Origin of the sequence: Oceanobacillus longus (assembly GCF_042650085.1) — a bacterium.
In the GTDB taxonomy this organism is placed as follows: domain Bacteria; phylum Bacillota; class Bacilli; order Bacillales; family Amphibacillaceae; genus Oceanobacillus; species Oceanobacillus longus.
The window spans coordinates 40041-52448 of sequence record NZ_JBHSAO010000008.1; the positions used below are offsets into that span (position 1 = coordinate 40041).

General features: G+C 37.8%; 11 protein-coding genes and 1 riboswitch. Of the genes, 2 read left to right on the plus strand and 9 right to left on the minus strand.

The window, feature by feature from the left end:
• Position 1 precedes the first annotated feature (1 nt).
• From ACFOUV_RS10875 to ACFOUV_RS10905, 7 genes are all read right to left on the minus strand, one after another.
• Positions 2 to 1210 (minus strand): NAD(P)/FAD-dependent oxidoreductase, encoded by a 1209-nt coding sequence (locus tag ACFOUV_RS10875; RefSeq protein ID WP_379496796.1) that lies wholly within the window; start codon positions 1208 to 1210, stop codon positions 2 to 4.
• A 211-nt stretch (positions 1211 to 1421) separates the two neighbouring features.
• Positions 1422 to 2126, minus strand: a complete 705-nt coding sequence (locus ACFOUV_RS10880) for an SDR family oxidoreductase (RefSeq protein WP_379496797.1) — start codon at positions 2124 to 2126, stop codon at positions 1422 to 1424.
• Positions 2127 to 2164: 38 nt separating this feature from the next.
• On the minus strand, positions 2165 to 2932 hold the full coding sequence (locus ACFOUV_RS10885) for a hypothetical protein (RefSeq protein ID WP_379496798.1): 768 nt from the start codon (positions 2930 to 2932) through the stop codon (positions 2165 to 2167).
• Positions 2933 to 3118: 186 nt separating this feature from the next.
• Positions 3119 to 3550 carry a hypothetical protein gene (locus tag ACFOUV_RS10890; protein WP_379496799.1) on the minus strand — a complete coding sequence of 144 codons (432 nt, stop codon included), beginning with the start codon at positions 3548 to 3550 and terminating at the stop codon, positions 3119 to 3121.
• A gap of 152 nt (positions 3551 to 3702) precedes the next feature.
• Positions 3703 to 5865 (minus strand): type IA DNA topoisomerase, encoded by a 2163-nt coding sequence (locus tag ACFOUV_RS10895; RefSeq protein ID WP_379496800.1) that lies wholly within the window; start codon positions 5863 to 5865, stop codon positions 3703 to 3705.
• Positions 5866 to 6037: 172 nt separating this feature from the next.
• Positions 6038 to 7027, minus strand: coding sequence for an LLM class flavin-dependent oxidoreductase (locus ACFOUV_RS10900; RefSeq protein WP_379496801.1), 990 nt, complete (start codon positions 7025 to 7027; stop codon positions 6038 to 6040).
• Between the two features lie 427 nt (positions 7028 to 7454).
• Entirely contained in the window at positions 7455 to 8315 is an 861-nt protein-coding gene (locus ACFOUV_RS10905) for a manganese catalase family protein (RefSeq protein ID WP_379496802.1), read from the minus strand.
• Positions 8316 to 8540: 225 nt separating this feature from the next.
• A riboswitch (SAM riboswitch) is annotated at positions 8541 to 8653 on the plus strand.
• Between the two features lie 68 nt (positions 8654 to 8721).
• Here ACFOUV_RS10905 and ACFOUV_RS10910 point away from each other — a divergent pair.
• Together ACFOUV_RS10910 and metC are read left to right on the plus strand one after the other, a co-directional pair.
• Complete coding sequence (locus tag ACFOUV_RS10910) at positions 8722 to 9825, plus strand: methionine biosynthesis PLP-dependent protein (RefSeq protein ID WP_379496803.1); 1104 nt, start codon at positions 8722 to 8724, stop codon at positions 9823 to 9825.
• A gap of 13 nt (positions 9826 to 9838) precedes the next feature.
• The gene (gene metC / locus ACFOUV_RS10915) at positions 9839 to 11026 is read left to right on the plus strand and encodes a cystathionine beta-lyase (protein WP_379496804.1); all 1188 of its coding nucleotides are present in this window, start codon (positions 9839 to 9841) and stop codon (positions 11024 to 11026) included.
• Between the two features lie 181 nt (positions 11027 to 11207).
• Here the strand turns inward: metC and spx are convergent, their stop codons facing one another.
• Complete coding sequence (spx, locus tag ACFOUV_RS10920; RefSeq protein ID WP_379496805.1) at positions 11208 to 11618, minus strand: transcriptional regulator Spx; 411 nt, start codon at positions 11616 to 11618, stop codon at positions 11208 to 11210.
• 65 nt (positions 11619 to 11683) lie between these two features.
• The gene (locus tag ACFOUV_RS10925) at positions 11684 to 12295 is read right to left on the minus strand and encodes a TetR/AcrR family transcriptional regulator (protein WP_379496806.1); all 612 of its coding nucleotides are present in this window, start codon (positions 12293 to 12295) and stop codon (positions 11684 to 11686) included.
• Positions 12296 to 12408: the final 113 nt, after the last annotated feature.

Here is a 12408-nt window from a genome sequence, read left to right on the forward strand (position 1 = left end):
CTTAGAAAGGACGGAATTTCCCTTTTTTAAGTACTGCTTTCGCTCCGCCGACCATAAATAGGGAACGATCATCAACTACTTTCTTCATTGCTGCTGCTGATTTTCCTCGTATTTTATTACCATCAAGGATATTTCCAATTCCATCAGTAACTCCAAGAGATGCAACAGTTCCTTTGTTATGGAATACAAAATCTTGTAAAGGTTGATTGCGTAGTAATGCTGCAATATTATCCGCAGCTACTGTACCTTCTTGTGTAGCCAATTGGCCTGTTGGTGGATATGGACGACCGGATTCTTTATCCATAACCCATGAACAGTCTCCGAGAACAAAGATATTTTCTTCTCCTGGTACTCTTAAATCTGCATCTACATTTACTTTACCTTTAACTAATTCGAAACCGGATTTAGCTAGAACTGGGTTACCAGTAACACCGCCAGTCCAAATAACGGTACCAGCTTTAATTAATTCTTTATCATCTCCAACGATAAAACCTTCTGGAGTTGCTTCTTTAATCGGTGTTCCAATTCTGAATTCCACACCACGATCTTCAAGCGATTTTTTCGCATATGTAACAAGATCTTCGTCAAACATCGGTAAAATAGATGGTGCTGCTTCCACATTGATGATACGTGCTTTACTGCGGTCAATATCATATTTTTTGCAAAGTTGAGGAACTTTTTCAGCTAATTCCCCTACGAATTCGATTCCAGTGAAACCACCGCCACCAACAAGAATGGTCAGTTCATCTTCATTCGGATTTTCTTCTGAAGCATATTTGGCAAATTGATATTCAATATGCTCGGCAATTAGGCGACTTGAATCAATATCAGTGATTGCAAAGGCATTTTCTTCCATACCCGGAATTCCGAAAGTATTGGATACCCACCCTAGAGCAATTACTAAATAATCATATGAAACTTCACTATTTTCCAGCACTACACGTTGCTCGTCTTTTTTCACTTCAAGAACACTATCATAAATTAAACGAACCTTTTTCGGATTCACTGCATCAGTAAGCATAAAACGCGCCTGATTTGGATTGATTGTTCCTGCAGCCACTTCATGTAACCACGTACTTTCATAGTGATAATTATGTTTGTTAATTAATACAATTTCTGCTTCTTCTGGTGATAGTTTTTGTGCTAAACGTCTGGATGTAACAAGGCCAGCATAACCAGCACCGAGTACAACTATTTTTGGTTTACTCATAAATATTTTCCATCCTTTCTTTTCCCCTTGAAAATCAGGGATAATAAGCGCTTTCAACAATTAAACATACTATAAAGTCATAAATCGCTTAAGTCAATTAGAATTTTAGTCATTACTTCATTATAATATCAAACTTTTTGTGAATACGCTAATAAACGAAACTTTTTTTCATCAAAATTTTTTTAAACTTTGCCCCCATAGCCTCAATCGATCAAATAGGTCTTACCGTTATTTCATTTACATTCACATAGCTTGGTTGGGTAGCTGCATAGACAACTGCTCTAGCTATATCGTCTGTTTGTAAAGGTTCCCGATCTGTAGGAAGTCTTTCCGAATTACGCTCCGTTTCAACCATACCTGGTGATATATTTGTTATTCTCACACCTGTTCTGGCCAATTCTTTTTCAAGACCAGATGAAATTGCCCGTACTGCGAATTTCGTAGCACTATAGACCGTACTTTTCTTTGTAACTTCATGACCAGAAACCGAGGAAATATTAACAATGTGGCCAGCAGACTTTTCAATCATACCCGGCAATACTGCATGGATTCCATACAATACACCTTTAATATTGACATCAATCATTTGATCCCATTCTTCTACGTTTGCTTCTCTTACAACACCATTACCTACTAATCCTGCATTATTCACATAAATATCGATGTCCCCAATAACTTCTCTCGCTTTCTTCACCATGGATTCAACATCTTCTTGATTGGAAACATCGGTTGGAACACCAACTGCTTTCCCTTTGCCGCCATTGTTTATCTGATTTACTATCGCATCTAGCTTGTCCTTTCTACGTGCCGCAACAACGACATTTGCACCTTCCTCCGCCAAATGCTTGGCAATTGCTGTTCCAATTCCACTGCTTGCTCCGGTTACGATTGCATTTTTCCCTTTAAGTTTTAACAATGGGCATCCTCCTTCAATCTCTTTAAGTCAAGTTTACATTACTCTTGAGCTGGTAGTTCTGCTGTTCCCTGGTCTTTAGATCTATTTTCAGGTCCTGGTTTCTGTTTTTTTTCTTCTTCTTCTTCTGGATCTGGTTCTGGATCTGGCTCCGGTTTTGGATCTGGATCTGGATCTGGATCTGGATTTTGTTCTGGGTTTGGTTCTGGATTTGGCTCTGAATCTAAATCTGGTTCTGGAGCTGATTCCTCTTTCTCTTTCTCTTTCTCTTTCTCTTTTTGATTTTCTTCTTTGACTTGTTCAACTGTCTCTTCTTGAGTTGTGTCTTTCTTCTTACTTTCTTTAGGGGTGGATATTATCTGCTTTTTTTCAACCTTTTTAACTTCATTATTACCACTTGATTTGCTGCTTGACTTCCATGTGCTGCTTTCAGAACTTTCTGTAGGGAAATGGTTGTTTTCTTCTTCGTTTTCCACTACTTCGATCCATTCTTCTTCTTTCTCTTCTACCTCTTCTACTGGTTCTTCTTGAATGGCAAACCGATCCATATTCTGCAATGCGATAGATCCCGCATTTCCTCTTTTTACAAAAGCTGTTGGAGTAAATATCTCCACATTTTTATTTGGGCTGAGCTCCTGTATTTCAGTTTCTGGCTCGGCGATAACAACATCCTGTATTGCTTCGTCGTCCTTGTCATTCTTTTCATATTCATCTTTTGTAGCTTCAGCACGATGAATACCGGCACTCACAACGATAAAGAAAGCAATCAATGTCAACACATTAATGATTATCAGTTTTTTATTCTTCATTTCTCCGCTCCCTATATATCGATTTTTGTCTGTTATTATCGATATTTAGTATTTATCTTATTGTAAGCCTTAATTGGTATATTTTTCAAACCTTTTTAGCTATTTAATCCCATTTTAAGTTTATTAGAATAAAAAAACTGCCCCAATGCAGGTTCAAGACCTACTGGGACAGTTCTTTTATAAGCTTTATATCGTTTTTTTCTTGTTGGAAAAAGCTTTTCCTCTTTCCATCCACTTTTGTTTTGCTTCAATTTTCTTGTTTTGTCGAGTTTCAGCAAGGACAGGGAAATCATTTTCAGCAAATTCCTGAACATCTTCCCAGTTTGGGAAAAATAAAACCTTCACATCTTTTGCCCCATTATCAAGACGTCGATTATTTAAACAAACACCGAAAATTCTATCTGATTTTGCAAGCATACGGTCAAAAAGTGCGGGTTGCTTTTCCTGATTTCGATAAAGCTCGTGGACTTTCCCCATATAATGTGAATCGTACTCACTGAATGCTGCATCACCATCAATGCACCTACTGCTGTGATATACTTTTTTATTACTCGCATAGATCCATATAAGTGTGCCGTAAACTAGGTTTTCCTTCGTACTTACGATAACTTTTTTCATGTGTATCATCCTTCTGTTTCGAGGAAAATTAGCATCGTAAATATAATTCTTCAAGATATCCGTTTATTGAATTATGCTACCTCTACTTCTTAGTATACACCATTTGGCAACTAAAAGCTTGAAAAAATATTCCATGCGCTCATACCACTTTGTTATTTTGAGAAATCCATTTTCCAACTGTAATAGTCATTTTCTGCATTCTTTTCATAGCTTAAATAAGCATTAAATTTTTTCCCGTTTTTGCTTGTTAGTCCCCTTACATAGGCTTTATTATTTTTCAGCAGATCCTTAACCATTGTTTTGGTTGGTTTCTTTTTCATTGTTGCTAAAAACTTATCATTTTTCCAAATGACAAATTTACAGCCCTTTTTCCAATTACTGCAACCAAAGCTTTTATATCCGTCTGTTATTTTCCCATCACATTTTGGGCAAATCCCTAACACTTCATTCGTAGCTCTGGATGAGCTCACTTCTTTAATAATAATTGCTTCCCCATTTTTAATCGTTTCTACTGAATTATTCGTAAAATGAAAAACAAGATCAAGGAATTCCTTTTTGCTTGCTTTTCCTTTTTGAATATCCGACAATGCTTTCTCCAGTCGCCCGGTAAATTCCAGGTCAAACAAATCATGTACAGGGAAAGTTTCAACAAGTCGCTTGCCAAGATCAGAGCATAGCAGATTTTTACTTTCTGTAGTAATATAACCTACGTCTTTTAGTTTCTTGATTGTTTCTGCCCTTGTTGCAGGTGTTCCTATACTAAATCCTGTTAAAATGCTTCCCATTAATTCTTCACTGTCATCTTCTTCTTTGAAGTTTTTTCCACATGTTTCCATTACGCGCAGTAATGTTCGCTCTGTATGGTGTTTTGGTGGCTTGGTAACATGAGAAGTCACCTCGGAATCTATTAAACGAACACGGTCTTTCTCTTCAACCAATGGTAATAAGGTATCCTTGGACTGGATCTTCTCGACTTTTTTCCAACCTTCTACAAGCTGCACCTTTCCTTTGGATACAAAAACTCCTCGCAAATCCTGCCCTTCGATTTTCGTGATCAGCTTCGTTTCTTCATATTCAGCAATTGGCATAAATTGCATGATAAAACGGTTTTTAATTGCTGTATAAACAATATTTTCATCAGCGGAAAGTCGTTTTGGCTTTAAGTACGTTGGAATAATGGCACTATGGCTTTCCACTTTTGCATTATTAAAGACTCTCTTTGATTTCATAAACTTTATTTCGTTCCTATATGGCAAATCTTCGGAATGCGTCTTTAATACAGTAGCTGTTTTACCAACAATGCTTTCTTCCAAGGCCATACTGGATGTTCTTGGATATGTAATATATTTTTTTTCATAAAGCGCTTGGGCCACTTTCAATACTTTATCCGATGTCCAGCCTCTGAATTTATTCGTGATATACCCTTGAAGATTAGAAAGGTTGAATAAGAATGGCGGAAACTCTTTCTTTTTCTCCACCTGTTTATCAATGATTTCAGCTTGCTTATTTTGAATAGCATCATGAATCGCGTTCAAAGTTTCCCTTTTCTTAAATTTTTCCTCTTTGTCTTCCATATATGTGCCTTCATATTCTTTATTATTCAGTGTCTGAAATGTTGCTTTCAGCTTAAAATAATCTTCCGGCTTAAAATTTTCAATTTCTTTATCACGATCATAGATTATTTTGAGCGTGGGTAATAAGACCCTGCCAATATTTAATGCTTTCCCTTTTCCTTTTTGATACTTTAAGGTTGCTACAGATGTTAAATTAATGCCAATCACCCAGTCGGCCCACTGTCTGCTAATCCCAGCATCCCGAAGCGACTTCATAGCAGTATTTAGTTTTATTGTTTCCAAACCATGTAAAACTTCATTTTGCGTCCATTCATTTAACAAAAGACGATAAACTGCAGCTTTTGGCTTCACACCACCACGGTAAATAATACTGTCTCCGATTAACTGACCTTCCCGATCATAATCACATGCGGAAATAATTGCTTCTACATCTGATCGCTTCATTAATGATTGAATTGTTTTGAGCTGTTTGGCTGCTCCAGCATCAGATTTTGCTCTGTTTTGCGGACTGCTCTTCACTTTATATTTAAAATCAGATGGGATAAAAGGAAAGTTATCCATTTTCCAGCTTTTCATCTTACTGTCATAATCCTTGGCATCATAAAGTTCAACGAGATGACCGAAAGCCCATGTAATAATATGGCCGTTTCCTTCAAAATAGCCGTCTTTTTTCGTTTTAATTTTTAATGCGTCTGCAATGTTTTTTGCAACGGATGGTTTTTCAGCTAAAATTAATTTCATAAGTTAACCTCCAAATAAAAACACACGTTCGTTTATTTCATTATAAACGATGGCGTGTGTTTTTGAAATAGCATTTTCCTATATTTCTTACTAAGGCCACAAAGGAACACTGTGTGAATAAACATTGCGCAGACGAAAAAAAGAATTGATCTAAGCCAATTCTTTTTCCTATTTAGAAAAGCTCCCGTGCCAATAAGCGATAAACTTCCAAACGTTTTTCCTGTGAGTGTGGGATACTGCAAATCATTGCTTCATCAAATCCGTATTGTGCTTGTTCTTTTTGTAATTGTGTTGCGACTTCTTTAGCTGATCCTACTAAATGCAATTTACGATCTTTTTGGATGGTCATTCGATCTATTTCAGTCAGCGGGTAATCTTGGGCTGCTTCAGGTGTTAACGTTTGACCCATTCGCCCTTTCGAAAGCCATAAACGGGAAATATCTTGTGGTAGCGCCTCAAATTCCGCTTCTTCTTTTGTTTCAGCAGTTGTAACCATGTATGCAACATTAATTTTGGGTTTCTCCATAAATACGGATGGCTGAAAATGATGCTTGTATGTATCTAAAATCTCTTTTGACATCTCCCCATTAAAAAATTGTGCAAAAGAATAGCCAACACCCATTTGTGCAGTTTTTAAAGCACTATTACCGCTTGATCCCAGCATCCATGCTTCGGGCAAAGTTATTTGAGATGGTGTTGCTACCATATTGTACAAGCTATCTCCAGGTACTTCATCATTGATTAATTTTAATGTTGTCTCAAATTTTTCATACATATTGTTTAACATCGGCTGACGCCCTTCGGATAACGCATATATCGCATCCCTATCCCCACCAGGAGCACGACCGACGCCAAAATCAATCCGCCCTGGAGAAAAGGCGCTAAGTGTTTTGAACACCTCGGCTAGTTTTAAAGGAGAATAATGCATCATCATAATGCCACCAGTTCCGATGCGAATATTTTTTGTTTTGGCAGCCAAACGAGCAATCGTTACTTCTGGCGCTGAGCTAACATGAGTTTCTGTCCCATGGTGCTCTGCCATCCACAATCGGTGATAGCCTAAATCATCTGCCAAGATAGATAATTCTTCTGCTTTTCTCAATGCATCCACAGCTGTATTTCCACTTGTAACAGGTGCTTGATCCAGTACACTTAATTTCATATGTAACCGTTCCTTTCTTCTATTCTAAATTGCTCTTTATTTACTTCCTGAACTTTCCAACGTTTTAATACACACAATTTAAATAATTCCTAAACAGTCGATTTTTATGGGGGTATATATTCATTGTATGGTGAATTTTTTCAGTTGTCTATTCAGACCAAGCAGTGTTGGGGGTAAAATGAAAATGAGCCTGGGACATAACTAAAGTGTTTAACTCAAAGCCGAACATTTCGCCATAATAGCGAAGGAAATACACGGAGACTCCTGCGGGATGAAAAGCCTAGGTGAGACTACGTAGAGCGATAGCTCGGAGTAGGCTCAGCAGCGCCCGCGGAAAGCGTAGTGTATTTCCGTAGCGGTATATACACCAACTATGTTCGGATTTTACTTTGGTTAAAACACTTTTGTCCCAGTCTCATTCTGTATGTTATTTCATATCCGGTTCCGGCAAATCGTCGGACTTTCTCAATGCCCATAATGGTGTATTAAAAATGTACGGTGGGGCTGGCGAAAGTTTCGGTGCTGGTGCCAACGGAACTGGGTCCTCAACATAATTAAACGTTCCACACCCATCCATACTTGGGCCGTGTGCCCATCTTCCAGCAGCACTTTCATTCCCCATAGAAAAGTTGAATAATGTGTAGGCTACTTCCTGCTTTTCTAATTCCCTTGGGAACGTACTCGGTACAACGATATTTTCTTTTTCTTCCAGTTCTCTGATTGCGGCATACCATTGATTTTGATGCATGGTATCTCTTGCAAGTAACCAGGAAAGCATATCTTTAACACCACGGTCATTTGTCATTTCATACAGACGTGCAACCTGAAGACGCCCTTGTGATTCAGCAGTCAGGTTCATTCGAAAATCCGCAAGCAGGTTTCCACTTGCAATAATGTAATTTGCTGTCCAGCGATTTCCCATACTGTCTGCCGGCATAGCTCCTAATCCGGATACAATTGCATGTTGCGGATTCATTCCTCCTAGAATTGCTGCCACCATTGGATCCTTTGCAGCATCTTCCAATTCCATGTCAGGAGCACCGTCCAAGAGTCTTGCAATCATCGTTGCAAGCATTTCCACATGGGCAAGTTCTTCTGCCCCGGTATCCATCAACAAATCTTTATATTTTCCATCGCCGCGCGTGTTCCAGCCCTGGAATAAATATTGCATGGCTACCGACATCTCACCCCATTGACCTCCGAGTACTTCTTGCAGTTTCCGAGCAAATACGGGATCTGGACGTTCCGGCTTTGCGTGGTATTGCAATTCTTTTACATGATAAAACAATAGAGTCACTTCCTTTGAATTAATTGAATATCTGGTAAGTCTATAGGCTATAAACCACCCTCTTTATTAGGTATTCATGTAGCATCATAAAAGTGCTTACTCCTTTCCTTTAACTTTCCGCATATGCAATATATTCAGATGAAATATTATATTCTTCTTGCTTTTTTTAATTTTATATTGTAAGGTGAAAGTATTATTTAGAAAAATTACATAAATTAGTTTAATCTCTTATCAAGAGAGACGGAGGGACTGGCCCTTTGATGTCTCAGCAACCAAACCATGCAGGTTATGGTGCTAATTCCAGTAGGCGTTTTATGTTTATGCCTAGAAGATGAGAAGAATGCATACATATTAGAGCCTTCTTCTTAGTTGAAGAAGGCTCTTATTTACATTTGGAGGTTGAAAAATGTCAATCAGAAGTATTGAAACCAAATTAGCTCAATTAGGAAATAAAAGCGATGAGAAAACCGGAGCAATCAATCCACCCATTTATTTATCAACAGCTTATCAGCATAAGGGACTTGGACAATCCACTGGCTATGACTATACGCGAACAAAAAATCCTACTCGTAACATTTTGGAAGCTGGGATCGCTGAATTAGAAGCTGGTGATACAGGTTTCGCCTGTAGCTCCGGAATGGCAGCTATCCAATTGGTCCTCTCCCTTTTCCGGTCTGGTGACCATTTAATTGCACCCGAGGACTTATATGGTGGAACATACCGTATGCTGGAACAATATGCGGATATTTATAATATTAAAACCACCTATGATACATTTGACGATGTTGAAAAGACAAAGCAACTAATAACACCCAATACGAAAGCAATATTTATCGAAACACCAACAAATCCATCGATGCAGGAAATAAATATAAGCCTGTATGCAGCGTTGGCAAAGCAACATAGTCTACTATTAATTGTGGACAATACATTTTTAACGCCATACTTGCAGCAGCCAATCAGTCTCGGTGCTGATATTGTCATTCACAGTGCCACAAAATATATTGGTGGTCACAATGATGTTTTAGCAGGGTTAGTCGTAGCTAAAGGTGAAGAGATTTGTGCTAAATTATCTTTGAATCATAATGCTAATGGTGCTGTTCTCTCCCCATTTGATTCCTGGTTGCTAATTCGGGGATTAAAAACATTGTCCCTCCGAATGGATAGACATGAGGAAAATGCTAGAACCATTGCTAAGTATCTAAAAGAACACCCCGCTGTTACAAAAGTTCTTTATCCCAATAAAGGTGGCATGCTTTCATTTTGCCTAAAGAAGAGTAAATATGTCGATTCTTTCTTATCGAAGCTGCAATTGATTGTTTTTGCCGAAAGTCTTGGTGGTGTCGAAAGTTTTATTACGTATCCAACCACCCAAACTCATGCAGATATGCCAGAAGAAGAGCGATTAAGACGGGGTATCAGCAACGAACTACTACGTTTTTCCGTTGGTATTGAGAATGTGGAAGATTTAAAAGCTGACTTACAGCAAGCACTATCAATTTTGGAATAGGAGGATGTTAATAATGAGTCAACATAATAATCATTTAGAAACAAAATTAATTCATGGCGCACAAAGAGGAGAAACACAGACAGGGGCGGTGAATGTTCCTATCTATCTTTCTTCCACTTTCCACCAAAATAGTTTTGAAGAATTTGGAGCCTTCGATTACAGCAGATCTGGAAACCCAACCCGCCAGGCGCTCGAGGAAAAAATCGCTGAACTCGAAGGTGGAACCCATGGCTTGGCATTCGCATCTGGGATGGCTGCCATCTCGTCTGCACTATTACTCTTATCTGCTGGCGATCATGTAGTAGTGACAAAAGATGTGTATGGTGGAACTTTCCGATTTGTATCAGAAGTTTTAAAACGATTTAATATCGATCATACGTTTGTGGATTTAACGGATCTTGATGAAGTATCAAGTGCAATCAAGCCGAATACAAAAGTGATCTATGCGGAGACCCCTTCCAATCCTTGTATGAACATTACTGATTTACCAGGGTTAATAAAAATTGCCAAAGCAAATAACTGTCTGACATTTGTTGATAATACATTTATGACACCACTTTATCAGAATCCACTTGACCTTGGTGCAGATATCGTGTTGCACAGTGCGACTAAATTCCTTTCCGGACACAGTGATGTCATTGCTGGTCTAGCAGTCACAAGAAATCAAGAACTCGGTGACAAATTAGCGTTCATCCAAAATTCCTTTGGTTCGATTCTTGGTGCACAGGATTCATATCTATTACTTCAAGGGATTAAGACACTGGGTGCTAGGTTGAATCAATCCAGTAATTCTGCCGGACGTATTGCTGAATACTTAAATGCGCATTCCTTTATTGAAGAAGTCTATTATCCAGGTCTTCCAACACATCCTGGATACGAACTGCATAAAGAGCAATCGACAAGTAGCGGAGCCGTTCTTTCTTTCAAATTACCAAATAAGGCTGCTGCCAAAGCATTCGTCGATCATGTCCGAATTCCAGTTTTTGCTGTAAGTCTTGGTGCAGTCGAATCAATTTTATCGTATCCGGCGACAATGTCTCATGCTGCAATGCCTAAGGAAGAACGCGAATTGCGTGGAATCACAGATGGGCTGCTTCGGTTCTCTGTAGGTCTTGAGAATGTTGATGATTTAATTGCAGATTTTGACCAAGCACTTAAAGTTGCTGAAAAAGAAGCAGATTCCGGAGTTACAGTTTCTTAATATCGTATTAAACCCGAACTACGTAAAAAAGCCCCGACTCCAAGTCAGGGCTTTTTCTATTAAACTTCAGCAGCCTCAGGCAATCTTCCACCTAAATAATTTGCTGTTTCCAGCATACTGCATTTTCCGCTTTTTGCTTCAGCGTCACTATTATATTTTGTGTTTGTATTAGTACGATTAATTAGCCTTCAACCAATCTAAGGTTATTTAATCGCCATTTTAGCCATTGATATTCACGTGTTTTTCTTGGGAGAAATTGACGTATATCGTCCTCGTGATACCCAACTTGAAGTCTCTTTTCATCAATAATAATTGGACTTCTAAGTAATCTTGGATATTTATGAATGGTTTCAAGCAAATCCTGTAATGGAAGATCGTCGAAATTCAAATTAAGATCTTTATATATCTTTGATCGGGTAGAAATAATTTCGTCTGTCCCCTCGACTGTCATACGAAGAATCCCCTGAAGTTCACTTACAGTTAATGGATCTCTTAGAATATTCCGTTCTACATAAGGAATCTCATTCTTTGCAAACCATTGCCTTGCCTTCCTTGTTGATGAACATGCTGCTCCATATATTGTAGCAATCATATATCCTACTCCTTCGTTTCATATTTTTAACTTGAAATTTTTTTGGTTCATTTTAAAATTCATTCTCATTTGTAAAGTCCTTGTTTTAATAGATTCATCTCAATATTAAAGTTTTCAATAGCTTCCTCATCGGATAATTCCTTAGAGAACTTTTCAACGAAATTGCGAAAAGCTACCGCTGTAATAATTTGCATAATATGAAATATATCTTTGTCTTCTTTAATATTTAAATGGTCCTTATTAACCAGTTTCTTCATTTCACTTAGATCATCCGCGCCATGTTCAATATCGAATACATCCGTAAAGGTATTTTCAACTTTATGTGTCACATTTAACATTGCATTTTTTAGAAATTTATGTTCTTCCTCATCCGGCATTTGTACAAGAAAGTCATAGTACATTTCAATTGTCGCTTCAATAATATCTCCATTATGCTTTTTTAATAAGGAAATAAAATTATTTTTTCTCTCTTTTGTCTCTTCACCCAATAAAAAGTAATAGAGATCCTCTTTGTTTTCAAAATACTGATAAAAACTTCCTCTTGGAATTTCAGCTGATTTAATAATATTAGCAATAGATGCTTGAGATAATGGTACTCTTGCAAATTCTTTTTCAGCTGCTTCCATTAATGTTTTTTTTTTATGGACAGGAAGGTTAAAAAATGTTTGTTTCGGCAATGTTCTTCCTCCAACCTCTCATGAAGTGACATGATGTCATATATTTATAATTACATAATAAGAGACGCCGTGTCACTTGTCAAAGATTTTGCTGACATTGTGTCACTTCACTA

Coding starts and splice junctions, on each gene's coding strand:
- ACFOUV_RS10875 (WP_379496796.1), bottom strand. CDS start 1,210: ATGAGTAAACCAAAAATAGTTGTACTCGGTGCTGGTTATGCTGGCCTT.
- ACFOUV_RS10885 (WP_379496798.1), bottom strand. CDS start 2,932: ATGAAGAATAAAAAACTGATAATCATTAATGTGTTGACATTGATTGCT.
- ACFOUV_RS10890 (WP_379496799.1), bottom strand. CDS start 3,550: ATGAAAAAAGTTATCGTAAGTACGAAGGAAAACCTAGTTTACGGCACA.
- ACFOUV_RS10895 (WP_379496800.1), bottom strand. CDS start 5,865: ATGAAATTAATTTTAGCTGAAAAACCATCCGTTGCAAAAAACATTGCA.
- ACFOUV_RS10900 (WP_379496801.1), bottom strand. CDS start 7,027: ATGAAATTAAGTGTACTGGATCAAGCACCTGTTACAAGTGGAAATACA.
- ACFOUV_RS10910 (WP_379496803.1), top strand. CDS start 8,722: ATGTCAATCAGAAGTATTGAAACCAAATTAGCTCAATTAGGAAATAAA.
- metC (WP_379496804.1), top strand. CDS start 9,839: ATGAGTCAACATAATAATCATTTAGAAACAAAATTAATTCATGGCGCA.
- spx (WP_379496805.1), bottom strand. CDS start 11,618: ATGATTGCTACAATATATGGAGCAGCATGTTCATCAACAAGGAAGGCA.